Source organism: Clostridium sp., assembly GCF_036660475.1.
Taxonomy (GTDB): Bacteria; Bacillota; Clostridia; order Clostridiales; family Clostridiaceae; genus Clostridium_J.
This window is the reverse complement of sequence record NZ_JAVXAO010000009.1, coordinates 168,400-185,882: the sequence shown is the minus strand read 5'-3', so window position 1 is coordinate 185,882 and position 17,483 is coordinate 168,400. Positions and strand designations below refer to the sequence as shown.

General features: G+C 32.5%; 15 protein-coding genes. All 15 read left to right on the top strand.

The window, feature by feature from the left end; all coding sequences use genetic code 11:
• The first annotated feature begins 20 nt into the window (after positions 1-20).
• Positions 21-1,061, top strand: a complete 1,041-nt coding sequence (rseP, locus tag RSA29_RS13345) for an RIP metalloprotease RseP (RefSeq protein ID WP_346944187.1) — start codon at positions 21-23, stop codon at positions 1,059-1,061.
• 9 nt (positions 1,062-1,070) lie between these two features.
• Positions 1,071-2,120, top strand: coding sequence for a flavodoxin-dependent (E)-4-hydroxy-3-methylbut-2-enyl-diphosphate synthase (ispG, locus tag RSA29_RS13340; protein ID WP_346944188.1), 1,050 nt, complete (start codon positions 1,071-1,073; stop codon positions 2,118-2,120).
• 16 nt (positions 2,121-2,136) lie between these two features.
• Positions 2,137-6,471 (top strand): PolC-type DNA polymerase III, encoded by a 4,335-nt coding sequence (locus RSA29_RS13335; RefSeq protein ID WP_346944189.1) that lies wholly within the window; start codon positions 2,137-2,139, stop codon positions 6,469-6,471.
• A 355-nt stretch (positions 6,472-6,826) separates the two neighbouring features.
• Entirely contained in the window at positions 6,827-7,288 is a 462-nt protein-coding gene (gene rimP / locus RSA29_RS13330; RefSeq protein WP_346931836.1) for a ribosome maturation factor RimP, read from the top strand.
• A gap of 14 nt (positions 7,289-7,302) precedes the next feature.
• Positions 7,303-8,388, top strand: a complete 1,086-nt coding sequence (gene nusA / locus RSA29_RS13325; RefSeq protein ID WP_346931837.1) for a transcription termination factor NusA — start codon at positions 7,303-7,305, stop codon at positions 8,386-8,388.
• A 17-nt stretch (positions 8,389-8,405) separates the two neighbouring features.
• Complete coding sequence (locus RSA29_RS13320; RefSeq protein WP_346931838.1) at positions 8,406-8,675, top strand: YlxR family protein; 270 nt, start codon at positions 8,406-8,408, stop codon at positions 8,673-8,675.
• On the top strand, positions 8,665-8,979 hold the full coding sequence (locus tag RSA29_RS13315; protein WP_346931839.1) for a ribosomal L7Ae/L30e/S12e/Gadd45 family protein: 315 nt from the start codon (positions 8,665-8,667) through the stop codon (positions 8,977-8,979). Before RSA29_RS13320 ends, RSA29_RS13315 begins: the two co-directional genes overlap by 11 nt.
• 17 nt (positions 8,980-8,996) lie before the next feature.
• The gene (gene infB, locus RSA29_RS13310) at positions 8,997-11,081 is read left to right on the top strand and encodes a translation initiation factor IF-2 (protein ID WP_346931840.1); all 2,085 of its coding nucleotides are present in this window, start codon (positions 8,997-8,999) and stop codon (positions 11,079-11,081) included.
• Between the two features lie 18 nt (positions 11,082-11,099).
• The gene (rbfA, locus tag RSA29_RS13305) at positions 11,100-11,462 is read left to right on the top strand and encodes a 30S ribosome-binding factor RbfA (RefSeq protein WP_346931841.1); all 363 of its coding nucleotides are present in this window, start codon (positions 11,100-11,102) and stop codon (positions 11,460-11,462) included.
• Entirely contained in the window at positions 11,452-12,411 is a 960-nt protein-coding gene (locus tag RSA29_RS13300) for a bifunctional oligoribonuclease/PAP phosphatase NrnA (RefSeq protein ID WP_346944190.1), read from the top strand. The genes rbfA and RSA29_RS13300 overlap by 11 nt, the downstream gene beginning before the upstream one ends.
• A gap of 23 nt (positions 12,412-12,434) precedes the next feature.
• Positions 12,435-13,304 carry a tRNA pseudouridine(55) synthase TruB gene (gene truB / locus RSA29_RS13295; protein WP_346944193.1) on the top strand — a complete coding sequence of 290 codons (870 nt, stop codon included), beginning with the start codon at positions 12,435-12,437 and terminating at the stop codon, positions 13,302-13,304.
• Between the two features lie 11 nt (positions 13,305-13,315).
• Positions 13,316-14,281 carry a bifunctional riboflavin kinase/FAD synthetase gene (locus RSA29_RS13290; protein ID WP_346944191.1) on the top strand — a complete coding sequence of 322 codons (966 nt, stop codon included), beginning with the start codon at positions 13,316-13,318 and terminating at the stop codon, positions 14,279-14,281.
• Positions 14,282-14,434: 153 nt separating this feature from the next.
• Positions 14,435-14,698, top strand: a complete 264-nt coding sequence (gene rpsO / locus RSA29_RS13285; RefSeq protein ID WP_346931844.1) for a 30S ribosomal protein S15 — start codon at positions 14,435-14,437, stop codon at positions 14,696-14,698.
• A 91-nt stretch (positions 14,699-14,789) separates the two neighbouring features.
• Positions 14,790-16,898 carry a polyribonucleotide nucleotidyltransferase gene (locus RSA29_RS13280; RefSeq protein WP_346944438.1) on the top strand — a complete coding sequence of 703 codons (2,109 nt, stop codon included), beginning with the start codon at positions 14,790-14,792 and terminating at the stop codon, positions 16,896-16,898.
• 299 nt (positions 16,899-17,197) lie between these two features.
• Positions 17,198-17,473 carry a YlmC/YmxH family sporulation protein gene (locus RSA29_RS13275; RefSeq protein WP_346931846.1) on the top strand — a complete coding sequence of 92 codons (276 nt, stop codon included), beginning with the start codon at positions 17,198-17,200 and terminating at the stop codon, positions 17,471-17,473.
• The last annotated feature ends 10 nt before the right edge of the window (positions 17,474-17,483 follow it).

The window sequence follows — 17,483 nt, the reverse complement described above, 5'->3', positions numbered from 1 at the left end:
ATGTAGTGAAGGGGAGAAGTATGTTGCAAAGTATAATAACAAATATACCATATATTCTAATGGCGTTATTGGCATTTAGTTTACTTATTATTGGTCATGAATTTGGACACTTTATAATGGCTAGGGCTAATGGGGTAAAGGTTCTAGAATTTTCATTAGGCATGGGACCAAAACTATTTTCTATAAAAGGTAAAGAGACGGAATACCTTATAAAAGCGCTACCGATAGGTGGATATGTAAGAATGTATGGAGAAGAGGATGATGTCAATGTAGTTGATAGTAGAGCATTTTCTAATAAGACATCTTTTCAAAAGCTAACAATAGTATCTGCAGGTCCTATTATGAACTTTATAATAGCAATACTATTATTTAGTGTTGTAGGTGGTTTTCAAGGTCATAGAACCAATATAATCGAAAGCATTGTAGAAAACTCTCCCGCTATGGAAGTTGGTCTACAGGCTGGAGATAAAATAACAGAAGCTAATGGGAAAATGGTGACAACCTGGGAAGATTTTCTTAATGAAGTTATAACTCAAGAAGGAAATACACTTAACATGAAAGTTGATAGAAGTGGTGAAAAGTTAGAATTTAAGTTAACACCTGAATTAAATCAAGAAGAAAATAGATATATGATAGGTATATATTCACAAGTAAAAGACCCTAATTTTATAGAATCTGTAGGGTATGGAATTAATCAAACAGGAAGTACTATAAGACAAACCTTTGGATTCTTTGGACAATTATTTAAAGGGAAAATCTCATCAGATGATGTAGGCGGGCCTATAAGCATAATTAAAATTTCAGGAAGGGCGGCACAACAAGGAGTACTTACTTTATTAAATTTCATGTCTTACCTAAGTGTTCAACTTGCTATATTTAATATAATACCGTTCCCTGCGCTAGATGGAGGATGGATATTCTTATTACTATTCCAAATTATAACAGGTAAGGAAGTAGATAAAGAAAAGGTAGCGACAATAAATTATTATGGATTTTTAGCGTTAATGGGACTTATGGTATTTGTATTAATAAAAGATATTGTAAATCCTATTCAGTTTTAGGAGGATGCCATGAAAAGACGAGAAACTAAAAAGATTAAAGTGGGCAATATATATATAGGAGGAGACTCTAATATATCAGTGCAGTCCATGACCAACACGGATACAAGGGATGTAGTTGCTACTGTAAATCAAATCAAGGAACTGGAGCGATGTGGCTGTGATATTGTAAGATGTGCTGTGCCGGACATGGAAGCAGCAGAAGCAATAAAGCATATAGTGAAGCAAATAAATATTCCATTAGTTGCAGATATACATTTTGACTATAAATTAGCTTTAAAGTCTATGGAGAATGGTATTTCAAAATTAAGGATAAATCCAGGAAATATTGGAGATATAAGTAGAGTTGAGATGGTTGCTAAGATGGCAAAGGAAAAAAATATTCCTATTAGAATAGGTGTTAACTCAGGATCTCTAGAAAAGGATATATTGAATAAATATGGTAGAGTATGCAGTGAAGCCCTTGCAGAAAGTGCTCTTAATCATGTTAAGATTTTAGAAGCTGTTAACTTTGAGGATATAATTATATCTATAAAATCATCAGATGTAGTACAGATGATAGAGGCTTATAATATAGTATCACAAAAAACAAACTATCCATTGCATATAGGTGTAACAGAAGCGGGAACTATATGGCGTGGGTCTATTAAATCAAGTGTAGGAATTGGAGCTCTGCTAGCTCAAGGAATAGGGGATACCCTTAGAGTATCTCTTACAGGAGATGTTAAAGAAGAAGTTAAGGTTGGAAAAGAAATATTAAAGTCTCTTGGACTAATCAGCGGTGGAATTAAGTTTGTATCTTGCCCAACCTGTGGAAGGACACAAATAAACTTAATAAAAATTGCTGAAGAAGCAGAACTAAGACTAGGTCATATTGATAAGGATATTAAGGTAGCTATAATGGGCTGTATTGTTAATGGGCCAGGGGAAGCTAGAGAAGCTGATCTTGGGATAGCTGGTGGAAATGGTGAAGGTCTTATCTTCAAAAAGGGTGAAATTATAAGAAAAGTTAAGGAAGAACATTTATTAGATGAGCTAATAAAAGAAGTGGAGAATCTATAAAATAGGAGGTGCTGCAATGACTTTATCAGAACTTCTAGGATATGATAGTAGATTTCCTATTTATGAGGATATCATAATATATAAGGTTCAATACCTAAAACAGAGTGAAAGAGTAAAGGTAGTATTAAAACATAAAAACTCTTTAAATGATGCAGTTAAAGAAGATATAAGTGTTGTGGTACAAAATAAACTTAGTGATTTAGGAATCATAGAAACTTTATGGTATAAAGATGTGCAAAATGTAGCTATAGAAGATGTGGTAGGGGAGTATTGGATAGATGTAGTTAACTCTCTTGCCTCATCTTTTCCATCTTCAAAAACTAGTTTGCTTAAGGCTGTAAAAACATTGGAGGAAGATAAGATTAGAGTTGGTATTTCCAATGAATTTATTTCTAAAATGTTGAATAGTAAAGGTCTAGATAGGCTATTGAAAATGGAAATATACAATATGTTCAATGTAAAGGTAAGTGTGGAAATATACTATGATGAATCTGCGGTAGAGGATAATTATATACTAGAGAAGGAAATTGAAGAGAAGAGAATAGTAAGCGATATAATGACAAGTAGTCCTAATTTGGCTAATAAATCTAATGAAAAAATTAAGGAAAAACCAAAAGAAAATAAAGGTGAGAAGAAAAACAATCCATGGAAAGAAAATTACAAAGGGAAAAGCAAGGAACCTTTAGATGCAAATGTAGTATATGGAAATCGTAATATAAATGAAGAAGTAACGGAAATTAAAGAGTTAAATATGGGATCAGGTAAAGTTGCTATATCTGGTGATATATTTAAGGTTAATGTATTTGAAGCGAGAAGTGGTAAAATTTATCCATCTATATATGTGACAGATTATACTAGCTCTATAACAGTTAAAATATATCCCAAAAATAATGAGGAAGTAGAAAAACTCTTAGAAGAACTTAAGGTAGGAGTATGTTGCAAAGTTTATGGAGAAGTTGAAATTGATAGATTTTCTAAGGATTTAGTACTAAATGCAAAATCAATAGTTAAGCTTAAAGCTAGTGAAAGAATGGACGGTAGTGAGGATAAAAGAATAGAACTCCATGCACATACCACAATGAGTTCCATGGATGGGATAGTATCAGCATCTAAACTTATTGCTAAGGCTGCAAAATGGGGGCATAAAGCAATAGCCATAACTGATCATGGAGTAGCTCAGGCATTTCCAGAAGCTATGGATGCTGGTAAAAAACATAATATAAAAATAATATATGGAATAGAAGGGTATTTAGTGAATGATGGCGTTGCCATTGGCACTGGCTGCAAGGGGAAAAACTTTCAGGATACATATGTGGTATTTGATATAGAAACTACAGGCTTTTCAAGTAGTCAAGACAGTATCATAGAGATAGGTGCTGTTAAGATAGAAGGTGGACAGATTGTTGATAGTTTTAATGAACTTATAAATCCGAAAATACCTATTCCGTATAAAATAACTGAGCTTACAGGGATTAATAATAATATGGTGAAGGATTCTAGAACTATAAATGAAGTTCTTCCAAGCTTTTTAGATTTTGTTCAAAATGCTGTAGTGGTAGCTCACAATGCGGAGTTTGATACAGGGTTTATTAAAACGAATTGCAGAAGACTTGGATTAACATTTAAAAATGGAGTTATAGACACTTTACCATTGGCGAGATTTTTATTTCCTCAGTTGAAGAAGCATAAATTGAATGTTATATGTGATCATTTAAATATATCCTTGGAGAATCATCATAGAGCAGTAGATGATGCTAAGGCTACAGGCGATATTCTATTAAAGTGCTTTGAACTGTTAGGTGAGATGGAATTAACAAATATGGATTTAGTTAATAAGGAGTATTTAAAATCCTTTGACATAAAGAAAGCTCAAACTAATCATGTAATAATTCTAGCTAAGAACCAGTGTGGGTTGAAAAACTTATATAAGCTAATTTCTAATTCAAATCTGGATTATTATTATAGAAGACCGAGGCTTCCAAAGAGTGTCATAGAGGAATATAGAGATGGGCTTATTATAGGGTCAGCATGTGAAGCTGGAGAAGTCTTTAAAGGTATCCTAGGAGGGAAAAGCTTTGAAGACATGGAGCATATTGTTGAGTTTTATGACTACTTGGAAATACAACCTGTTGGGAACAATGAATTTCTTATTAGAAAGAATATGGTCAAGGATGAAGAGGGCCTTAGAGAGCTAAATAGAAAGATATGTGAACTAGGTGATTTTTATAATAAAAAAGTTGTAGCTACTGGAGATGTGCACTTTTTAGATCCTAAAGATGAAGTTTATAGAAGAATTTTAATGGCTGGTAAAGGCTTTGATGATGCAGATTCACAACCACCATTATATCTTAAAACTACCACGGAAATGTTAAGGGAGTTCGCTTATTTAGGAGATAGGAAAGCTATGGAGGTAGTTGTTACAAATCCTCAATATATTGAATCTCAGGTGGAAGTTGTTAAACCTATACCGGACGAAACTTATGCACCTAAAATTGAAGGGGCAGAGGATGAAATTCGAAATATGACATTAAATAAAGTAAGGTCAATATATGGGGATAATTTGCCAGAAGTAATACAAAAAAGACTTGATAAGGAACTAAACTCGATAATAAATAATGGATATGCAGTTCTTTATCTGATTGCACAGAAGTTGGTAGCGAAGTCTATTAGTGATGGATATATAGTTGGGTCTAGGGGGTCGGTTGGATCCTCATTTGTAGCAACCATGACGGATATTACAGAGGTTAATGGGTTACCGCCTCACTATGTATGTCCAGAGTGTAAACATAGTGAATTTATTTTAGATGGATCTGTAGCTTCTGGAGTAGACTTGCCAGATAAAAATTGTGAAAAATGTGGTGCTAAATATATTAAGGAAGGTCACGATATCCCTTTTGAAACATTCTTAGGATTTGAAGGTGATAAAGAACCTGATATAGATCTTAATTTTTCAGGGGATAATCAGGCTGATATTCATAGATATACAGAAGTTCTATTTGGAAAAGGTCATACATTTAAAGCAGGAACTATAGGTACTATTGCGGATAAGACGGCCTATGGATATGTTAAAAAATACTTGGATGAGAGATCTATTGATACTACGAATGCAGAAATTGAAAGGCTTACAATTGGGTGTACAGGTGTAAAGAGAACATCAGGTCAACACCCAGGTGGAATCATGGTTGTACCTGCAGATAATGAGATATTTAATTTTTGTCCAATACAACATCCCGCAGATGATCCGACTTCGGATATAATTACAACACACTTTGACTATCATTCTATAAGTGGTAGACTTCTAAAGTTAGATATCCTTGGTCATGATGATCCAACGATGCTTAGAATGCTTCAGGATTTAACCGGAATTAAGCCCCAGAGCGTACCATTATCGGATCCGAAGGTATTAAGCTTGTTTACAGGCACAGCAGGTCTTGGAATAACTCAAGAACAGCTTGGGTGTGAAGTAGGTTGTTATGGTATTCCGGAGTTTGGTACTAAATTCGTAAGGCAAATGCTGTTAGATACGAAGCCTAAGACATTTTCAGACTTGGTGAGGATTTCCGGACTTTCCCATGGTACTGATGTTTGGCTGAATAATGCCCAGTATTATATAAAGGAAGGATATACTACTCTGAAGGATTGTATATCTACGAGAGATGATATAATGGTTTATCTTATATACAAGGATCTGCCACCCAAAACTGCCTTTAACATAATGGAAAAAGTTAGAAAAGGTAAAGGGGTGTCGGAGGAATATGAAGCTATAATGAGAGACCACAATGTTCCGGATTGGTATATTGAATCTTGTAAAAAGATTAAATATATGTTTCCTAAAGGTCATGCTGTGGCATATGTAATGATGGCTATACGAATAGCTTACTTCAAAGTTCATCATCCTAAGGCTTACTATGCAACTTATTTTACGGTTAGAGCTGATGATTTTGATGGAGATATAGTAGTTAAAGGTGAAGAAGCTATGAAGTATACAATGGATGAATTAAACGCATTGGGGAATACTATTGGAACAAAGGAGAAAGGACTTCTTACTACATTGGAGTTATGTTATGAGATGTATAAGAGAGGTATTAAATTTTTATCAGTGGATGTATATAAATCTGACCCTGTAAAATTTACCATTGAGGGAGATAATATTAGGATTCCAATGAGTGGGCTTGTGGGAGTTGGAGTAAATGCAGCTAAGGCTATTGGCGAAGCGAGAAAAGATGGAGAATTTATTTCAAAAGAAGATTTGAGGATTAGGAGCAAGGCGACAAAAACTGTAATAGAGGCACTAGCAAATCATGGAGCCATAGGAAATCTTCCAGAAACGAATCAATTAAGTCTTTTTTAACATTGTGGATATTAAAAATGTTAAATTGGAAATTAAAATTTTATGTGAAGGAAGAAATTTTTTCAGAATTTCTTTGTTTATTTGAAATACACAATTCTAACCTTAAACCTAAACCTTTGAATTTTGAATTCAAATCCCATATATAGTGTGAAAGTCTTAAAAACATTGCATAATGAATATACCTATGTTATAATCATAGGTAATCAAGGAAGTTACAATAATAAGTTTTTGAGGAGAGTAGGATTTATGCCTACTCTCTATTTATTAAGACGAAAAAAAGTTATGTTTTAATTATAAATAATAGGATTAATATTGTGACTTTAAAGGAAATATAATAAGGAGGAGGGAGTATATTATGAAAAGTAATGGCGTTGTGGAAAAACTCAATGGCAAGATAAGTAATATAGTAGAAAAACTCGGCTTTGAACTTTATCACCTAGAGTATGTATGCGAAGGTGGACATAATATTTTAAGAGTTTTTATAGATAGTGAAAATGGTGTTGCTTTAGACAAATGTATATTAGTAAGTAAAGCGGTAAGTGAGATGTTGGATTTAGATGACCCTATAGTTGAAGAATATAATCTAGAAGTTTCATCTCCAGGTATATTTAGAACTTTATTTACAAAAAAGCATTTTGATAAATATATAGATTGTGACGTAGCTGTAAAGCTTTCAGCATTAGTTGATGGTAATAAGAAATATGAAGGGGTATTAAAGGGGTTTGATGGAAAAGATTTAACACTAGAAATCGATAACAATGAGATTGTTTTACCGATGTTAAAGGTTTCTATAGTTACATTAAACCCGACTTTATAAAAGGAGGATATAAAATGAGCACCGGATTTAAGGAAGAATTTATAGAAGCTGCAAAGCAATTAGTTGTAGAGAAGGGCATAAGTGAGGAAATGCTTTTTAGCACTATAGAGGATGCGTTGGTTGCAGCATATAAGAAAAACTTTGCAAAGTCTCATGCAAAGGAGCAAAATGTAAGAGTGTGGGTGAATAGAGAAACAGGAGAAACTCATGTATTTTCATTAAAAGAAGTAGTTGAAGAAGTATTTGATGATGTAATAGAAATTTCAATAGAAGATGCTAGGGATATTAGCCCGAGATATGCATTGGAAGATATTGCAGAAATCGAAATTACACCAAGAGATTTTGGAAGAGTTGCAGCTCAAGCAGCTAAGCAAGTAGTTATTCAAAGAATAAAAGAAGCGGAAAGAACGATGATATACAATGAATTCATAACTAAAGAATTTGATATCATTACAGGTATTGTGCTAAGAAAAGACAGAGGAAATGTATTTATTGATTTAGGTAAATTAGAAGCTGTTCTTGGACCAAATGAGCAAATGCCAGGAGAGGCTTATATATTTAATGAGAAACTAAAGTTATACATTGTAGAAGTTAAGAAGAGTTCGAAAGGACCTCAAATAGTTGTTTCAAGAACCCATCCAGGACTTGTAAAAAGATTATTCGAACTAGAGGTACCGGAAATATACAGTGGAATAGTAGAAATAAAGAATATTGCTAGAGAAGCAGGTTCAAGAAGTAAGATTGCTGTATGGTCTAAGGATGAAGATGTAGACCCAATGGGATCATGCGTAGGACCTAAAGGAGTAAGAGTTCAGAACATAGTTAATGAACTTAAAAATGAGAAGATAGACATAATCAAATGGAGTAAATTACCAGAAGAGTATATAGCTCAAGCATTAAGTCCGGCTAAAGTTTTATCAGTAGATGTGGATGAAAATGTAAAAAGCGCTAAGGTTGTAGTAGATGATAATCAATTATCTTTAGCTATTGGTAAAGAAGGACAGAATGTTAGATTAGCAGCAAGACTTACTGGATGGAAAATAGATATTAAAAGTAAAACACAAGCTGAAAATCTTAAAAATGAAGAAAATACCTTTTAAGGGTAGGTGATTATTTTATGAAAGTAAAAAAGATACCTCAAAGAATGTGCACAGGGTGCATGGAAATGAAACCTAAAAAGGAACTTATAAGAGTTGTAAAGAATAAAGAAAATGAAATATCTATAGATCTACATGGCAAAAAGCCAGGAAGAGGGGCATATATATGCAAAGATATATGCTGTTTGGAAAAGGCTGTGAAAACAAAAAGATTAGAAAGAAATCTAGAAAGCAAAATAAATGATGAAATATATGATAAACTAAAGGAAGAGATAGTTAATGCAGAATAAATTCTTGAATTTTTTAGGAATTGCAAAAAAATCTAGAAATTTAGTAGAAGGATACAATGCCTGTGAAGATGAAATCAAAAGGCGTAAAATTAGGTTATGTATTTTATCCGCGGAATGTTCAGATAATACAAAGAGCAAGTTCCAAAAATATTGTAACGACCATAATATACCGATAATAGATGGAATTTCAAGTGATGAACTAGGTCCTTCCATCGGAAGAGCGGAAATTAATGTGTTGGCAGTAAAAGATGAACTAATGAGTAAAAATTTAATAAAGTTATGGAAAGAGAATTACAAAATGTAAATTCGGGGGTGAAAATTTTGGCGAAAGTAAGAATATATGAATTGGCAAAAGAGTTAGAAGTTTCAAGTAAGGAGCTTATAACAGTATTAATGGATGAGTTTGGTGTTGAAGCTAAAAATCACATGAGTGTTATTGAGGAAGAAGACGCAAATCTTATAAAAGAATTATATGAAGAACAGAAAAAAGAAGAAGCTGAAAAAAAAGAGATCGTTGAAGAGTATGAAACAAAAATAAATGACGATATCAATAAGCAGCAGAGAAAAAACAGTAAACAAAGAAGAGTAGCAAATAAAAAGTCAGAAGAAAAAGAAGAAGAGACTCCAGATGAAGTTATTGAAATGGAAGCTACTATAGTTGTAAAAGATTTAGCAGATAAGCTAAAAAAACCAGTAGTTGAAGTTATAAGAGCTTTAATATTCCAAGGAGTTATGGCTGGAGTAAATCAAGAAATCGATTTTAAAACAGCTGAAAAACTTGTGGAGGAATTTGGTTCTACTGCAGTATTAAAAGCAGGTAATGTTGGTGATGTTGCTGAAGAACAAGAAGATGAGGCAGATGACACAGATTTAACAGAAACAGAAGAGGATAAATCAAAGAGACCTCCAATAGTTACAGTTATGGGTCACGTTGACCACGGTAAAACATCTTTATTAGATGCTATAAAAAAATCTAAAGTTACAGCAACAGAAGCTGGTGGAATAACTCAACATATTGGAGCCTACACAGTAGATGTAAATGGAGAGAAAATAACTTTCCTTGATACTCCAGGACATGAAGCTTTCACATCAATGAGAGCAAGAGGAGCACAAGTTACAGATATAGTTATTTTAGTAGTAGCTGCTGATGATGGAATAATGCCACAGACAGTAGAGGCAATAAACCATTGTAAAGCTGCTGGAGTTCCAATGATTATAGCTATAAATAAGATGGATAAAGAAGGTGCTAACCCAGATAAAGTTAAGCAAGAATTAACAGAGTTTGGATTAGTATCAGAAGATTGGGGTGGAGATACTATTTGTGTACCTGTATCTGCTCACACTAAAGAAGGTTTAGATACATTACTAGAAATGGTAGTAATAAACGCTGAAATGTTAGAATTAAAAGCAAATGTTAATAGAAAAGCTAAAGGTACTGTTATCGAAGCAAAACTTGATAAGGGTAGAGGACCAGTTGCTAGTGTTTTAGTTCAAAATGGAACTTTAAGATCAGGAGACTCTATAATAGTAGGAACTACCTATGGAAGAATTAGAGCTATGATAGATGATAAAGGTCAAAAAATTAAAACAGCAGGACCATCTATACCAGTTGAGATATTAGGACTTTCAGAAGTTCCAGCAGCTGGAGACAGATTCACAGTAGTTAAAGATGAGAAAACTGCTAGAATAATGGCTGATGCAAGAAAAGAAAAATTGAGAGAAGAACACTTCCAAACATCTAATAGAGTTTCTATGGAAAATCTGTATAACCAAATCCAAGAAGGTAAGGTTAAAGAGTTAAGTGTAATTGTTAAAGCTGATGTTCAAGGTTCAGCTGAAGCTGTTAAACAATCTATAGAAAAACTTTCTGCTGAGACTGTAAAAGTAAGAGTTATCCATACAGCAGTTGGAGCAATTACAGAAACAGATGTATCACTAGCATATGCGTCTAGTGCAATTATTATTGGATTTAACGTTAGACCTGATAATAATGCAATGGTAATAGCAGATAGAGATAATGTAGAAATTAAAACTTATAGAATAATATACGATGCTTTAGATGATATTAGATCAGCTATGATTGGTATGCTTGAGCCAGAGTATAAAGAACTTGTAATTGGAAGATGTGAAGCAAGATTAGTATATAAAATATCTAATGTTGGAACTATAGCGGGATGTTACGTTCTAAATGGTAAAATAACGAGAGGATGTAAAGTTAGAGTTCTAAGAGATGGAATAGTTATGACTGACTCTACATTAGGATCTTTAAAGAGATTTAAAGATGATGTTAAAGAAGCAGCAGCAGGATATGAATGTGGACTTAGTGTTGATAGATTTAATGATATAAGAGAAGGCGATATCATCGAAGCTTATATCATGGAAGAAATTAAACCAAAAGGTCTATAATAGAAAGGGATGAAATCCATGGCTAACTACAGAGGCGGACGAATTAATGAAGAAATTAAAAAAGATGTTAGCAATACCATTCAAAACAAAATAAAAGATCCTAGACTTAGCGCAATGGTAAGTGTAACAGATGTAGAGGTAACAAGAGATTTAAGCTATGCTAAGGTTTTTGTTAGTATTTTTGGAACTGAAGAACAAAAGCAAGAGACTCTTAAAATACTTAAAAGTTCTACAGGGTTCATAAGAAAAGAAATAGGTAAAAATGTTAAATTGAGACATGTGCCAGAGGTTCTTATAGAGCTTGATACTACCTTAGATAAGGCGAGTCATCTTGAATCATTATTCAGAAAAATAAAGGAGAATGATTCAAATGATAACTAAGGATATATTAGATATCATAGGAAAAAGTAAAAATGTTGGAATTACTTTTCATCAATCACCAGATGGAGATTCTTTAGGAAGTGCCACAGCCCTACTTCAAGGGCTGAGGGCACTTGGTAAAGAGGCTTATATTCTTTCAAAGGAATGTATACCGAGTACTTTTGAGTACTTACCGTGTAGTGATGAAATTACAGGTTTGATAGAGGATGTTAAAAGTGGTACAGACGTTGTAATAGTCCTTGATTGTGGAGATTTTAAAAGAATAAATGCAAATTTGGATATAGATAATAAAAAATATACTCTTATAAATATAGATCACCATATGAGCAATGAGAAATATGGTGATTTAAATTACGTTGATATTAAATCAGCGGCAGTAGGAGAAATTGTTTTTGATATACTTAAGTTACTTGATGTTAAAATAACTAAAGGGATAGGTGAGTCGATTTATACTTCAATACTTACCGATACAAGCTCCTTTAGACATTCAAACACAACGAGCAAAACCCATGAAGTTGCGGGCGAAGTAGTAAAGGCAGGAATTAATTTTAATAGAATTCAAAGAACAGTATTTGAAAATAAAGATTTTGATAAAGTTAAATTTTTTGGAAAAGTCATAGATACCTTGTCATTAGAAATTAGGGGCAAAGTTGCATTTATGGAGATTACAGATGATATGTTAAAAAAATCGAATCTTGAAAGCATGGATTCAGGTGAGGTAATACATTTTGGAACTATGATAAATGGAGTAGAGGTAGTTGCTCTATTTAAAGAGAGTAAGGGTGGAATTAAGACAAGTCTTAGATCTAAGGAAATGGTAGATGTAAGTAAGATTGCAGAAACTTTTAATGGTGGAGGCCATGTGAGAGCAGCGGGCTTTTTCTATGAAGGTAAAATGCCTTCTTTAAAGATTAAATTGAGGAAAATATTAGAAAAAGAGTTGATGTAGTTATGACTGATAACAAACCAAAGATTTGTGGAGTTTTAAATATAAATAAGCCACTTGGAATAACATCATTTGATGTGGTAAGAAAGATAAAGAAGCTTGCTAAAGAAAAAAAAGTTGGACACGGTGGGACATTAGACCCGGAAGCTAGTGGAGTACTTCCTATATGTATGGGGAGGGCAACAAAAGCTATTGAATTTATAATGGAAGATGCAAAGGAATACATAGCTGAAGTTAAGCTTGGAGTAGTTACTGATACCTACGATAGGGAAGGTAAAGTGCTGAGAGAGGGAGTTGTTGACTTTACGGATGAAGATATAACTAAGGTTATAAGTAAGTTCCTAGGAAATATACAGCAAGTTCCACCTATGTATTCTGCACTTAAACAAAATGGTAAAAAGCTTTATGAATTAGCTAGAGAAGGTAAAGAAGTATATAGAGAACCCAGAAGTATAACTATCCATAGTATAGACATACTTAGAATAGAAAGTCCCATAGTTGAAATAAAAGTAAAGTGTTCAAAAGGTACCTATATCAGAAGTCTATGTTATGACATCGGGGAAGAACTAGGTTGTGGAGCTATGATGTGGAATCTTAAAAGAAGTTCAACAGGCCCATTTAACTTAGAGAGTAGTGTGAATTTAGAAGATTTAACTGAAGATAATATATTACAGCATATAATTTCTCTAGAGGAAGTATTTAGCAAATTCCCTAAACTCGTTGTGAACGAAAAATTTGAGAAATTAATATTAAATGGAGTTACTATAAATGATAAAACACTTTTAAGTAAAGTGGAAAAGTTTTGCAACTATACTATATATAATAATTCTAATAAGCTGTTAGGAATTGGATCAGAGACAGAAGTCGGCTTTAAATTAATAAAACTGTTTATTTAGGGGATGTACTTATGAGAGTTATTAGAGATAATTTTACTAAAATTATTAAAACGCCAACAGTAATAGTGCTAGGAAGCTTTGATGGGATACATATGGGACATAGAGCTTTAATTGCAAATGCTAAAAAGCTGGCAGAACAAATTAAAAAGAATGAAAATGTTGAAGATGTAAAGGTAATGGTATGTACGTTTAGCAACCATCCATTATCTGTGATAAATAAAGGGATTTGTCCAAAACTTATAATGAGCAATAAAGAAAAGCGCAACTTGTTTAAAAAACTTGGGGTAGATATATTGAACTTCATGGGATTTAATAAAGATTTAATGTCTATATCACCAGATAGATTTATTGAAAGCTTAAAAAATTGTTATAATGCAAAAGGTATAGTTGTTGGATTTAATTATAGATTTGGATATAAAAACCTTGGAGATGTAGACTTTTTAAAAAAATGCAGTGAAACTTTAGAATATGAACTTTTAGTTGTTGATCCAGTTAAAGTTGAAGATGAAGTTTCAAGCAGTTCTGCAATTAGACATAATATTCAAGAGGGTAATATCGAGAAGGCAAATAGGTTTTTAACTAGACCATTTATGATAAGTGGTAAAATAATTACTGGAAAGCAGATTGGGAGAACTATCGAATTTCCAACTGTAAATCTCAATTATGATAAAAAATATGTTATTCCTAAGGGTGGAGTGTATGGGACATTTGTAGAATATAATGGTGTTCTTTACAAAGGTATAACGAATGTGGGATATAATCCGACTATACAAGGGAAGAAATTAAGCATTGAAACACATATATTGAATTTCAACAAAACTATATATGGTGAAGAAATAAAATTATATTTTATAGAAAAAATAAGAGAAGAAAAGAAATTTATTGATATTGAAAATTTAAAAAGTCAGCTAATCCTAGATAAAAACTATATTTACAACCAAAATTATAGTGATTACGAAGAAAATATTCTACTTTAGATACTTTTTTACAAATAATAGGATTAAAAAAACTTTTCCTATTTACAAATCAAATATTATTTGATATAATTTCATAGGAACCTTATGCTAGGTATTTCGAATGCCAACGGAATACATGGCATATGGCGATTTAACTATTGGAGGTGCATACAAATGGATAAGGCAACAAAACAAGAATTAATGCAAACATATGCAAGAACAGAAGGAGATACAGGTTCTCCAGAGGTGCAAATAGCATTATTAACAGGAAGAATTAAAGAATTAACTGAACACTTAAAAGTTCACAAAAAAGATCACCATTCTAGAAGAGGTCTTCTAATGATGGTTGGACAAAGAAAAGGACTTTTAGGCTACTTAAAGAAGCAAGATATCGAAAGATACCGTACTATAATTGCTAAATTAGGAATTAGAAAATAATTAAGAGCGGCAAAGCCGCTCTATTATTTTAATTAAATAAGAAAATAATATTTTTTAATATATATTTTAAGAATCGAAGGGAGGAAAAACAATGATAAACACATTAACTACATCTGTAGCAGGTAGAGAAATGAAAATAGAGCTTGGTAAAGTTGGTAAGTTATCTGATTGTGCAATGTTTATTAGTTATGGAGAAACTGTAATACTTGTAAATGTAAATGCATCAGAAAAGCCAAGACAAGGAATAGACTTTTTCCCATTAAGTGTAGAATATGAAGAGAGATTATACGCAGTAGGTAAAATTCCAGGAGGGTTCCTTAAAAGAGAGGGAAGACCATCTGAGAAGGCTATACTTAACTGTAGAGCTATAGATAGACCAATAAGACCACTATTCCCAAAAGGATATAGAAATGACGTTCAAGTTGTTTGTACAGTGGTATCTGTAGATCAAGATAATTCACCAGAAATATTAGCTATGAATGCTGCTTCGATAGCATTACTTTTATCAAGTATTCCATATAAAGATGCAGTAGCTACAGTATCAATTGGCTTAATTGATGGAAAATTCGTTGTAAATCCTATATCTAAAGATAGAGAACTAAGTGCTATGCAATTAACTGTATGTGCAACAAAAGATAGAGTTATGATGATAGAAGCTGGTGGAGACGAAATTCCAGAAGAAACTATGATCGAAGCTATAGATTTTGCATTTAATGAATGTCAAAGTATCATAGCCTTCCAAGAAGAAGCGAGAGCTAAATTTGGAAAAGAAAAACCAGAACCACTTCTATATAAAGTGGATGCTGAATTAGAAGCTGATATAAGAAACTTTTCTTATGATATGCTAAAAGAAGCTATGTATATCATTGATAAAGATGTAAGAAATGTTAAAGTTAATGAAATTAAATCTAAAATAGATGCAGAATTTGCAGAAAAGTATGCAGATAAAGGTAGCGATATAGGTGAAACTGTATATAATATCCAAAAAGATATAGTAAGAAATATGCTACTTGAAGATAAGAGAAGACCAGATGGTAGAGGCTTTAGTGAAATTAGAAACATAGAGTGTGAAACTGATTTACTTCCAAGAACTCATGGAACTGGATTATTTACAAGAGGATTAACTCAAGTAATGACAGTTGCAACACTTGGAGCATTAGGTGATGTTCAAATCATCGATGGTATTGGAGAAGAAGATTTCAAAAGATATATGCATCACTATAATTTCCCTGCATACAGCGTAGGAGAAGTTAGACCACTAAGAGGACCAGGTAGAAGAGAAATTGGTCATGGAGCTTTAGCAGAAAGAGCTTTAGAACCATTATTACCTTCAATAGAAGAGTTTCCTTATGCTATAAGACTTGTTTCAGAGGTTTTAAGTTCTAATGGATCTACGTCACAAGCAAGTGTATGCGGAAGTACTTTAGCATTACTAGACGCAGGTGTTCCGTTAAAGAGACCAGCTGCAGGTATTGCAATGGGATTAATAACTAGTGAAGATTTAAGCGATGAAGCTGTAATCACAGATATTCAAGGAATTGAAGATTTCTTTGGAGATATGGACTTTAAAGTAGCAGGTACTGAAAAGGGTATAACTTCAATCCAAGTTGATACAAAAATCAAGGGATTATCTAAGTACTGCATAAGAACAGCTATAGAAGATGCTAGGACTGCAAGAATGCATATTTTAGGTAAAATGAATGAATGTATATCAGCTCCTAGAGCAGAATTATCAGAATATGCTCCAAGGATGTATGTTATAAATATAAAACCAGATAAAATTAGAGATATTATAGGACCTGGTGGAAAAACTATTAAGAAAATTATAGCTGATACAGGTGTTAAAATTGATACTAATGATGATGGTAAAATAGTAATAATGTCTAATGATAGTGTGAGTGCTAATAAGGCTCTACAAATTATTAAAGACATTACTAAAGAAGTAGAGGTTGGCGAAATATACTTAGGTAAGGTTACTAAGATTATGGCTTTTGGTGCTTTTGTAGAAGTAATACCAGGAAAAGAAGGCTTAGTACACATATCTAAATTAGCTAACGAAAGAGTTAACAAAGTTGAAGATGTAGTATCTATCGGAGATGAAATACTTGTAAAAGTAACTGAGATTGACGGTCAAGGAAGAGTAAATCTTTCAAGAAAAGATGCGTTACAAGATAGTGAAGAAACTAAGACAGAAGAATAATATATTAAAATAAAAAGGTAGATACCTTTTTATTTTTTTGCTATTTTCCAGTGAAAATATACTATTATATGGACTATGAAAAACTAGTGCTAAGACACTATAGGAAGTAGGTAAAGACGATTATAAAGTGGATTATGAAATTTAAAAAGCTATTTATTGCATAAATATAATCACATACTAGTGTATATTTTCATAAGTTGTATTATAATTGAACTAAGTTTTGTTTATTACTCATAATTCTAAACTACTAAACATATTAATCATAGTAATTTAAAAATTATTATTATGGGGTGGTATGTATGGAAGAAAAGTATAGATATTTAAGTGAAATGGAACGTTATGAGATTATAAATATTAATGACGGAGATAAATATAGTGTTCTTGGAAATAATGATATAGTGGTAGATGAAAACGGTGAACTAAAGCTATTATTGCTTTCGGATAGTAAATCTAGCAAGATGTTTTTCAAAAGTAATGACATGCTTGAAGTTTCTTGGGATTATGTAAAAAAAATCGGATCTAAGACTATAATCATTGATGTGGATGGTGAGACACTAAGAAAATCTCATATATAACATGGAGGGT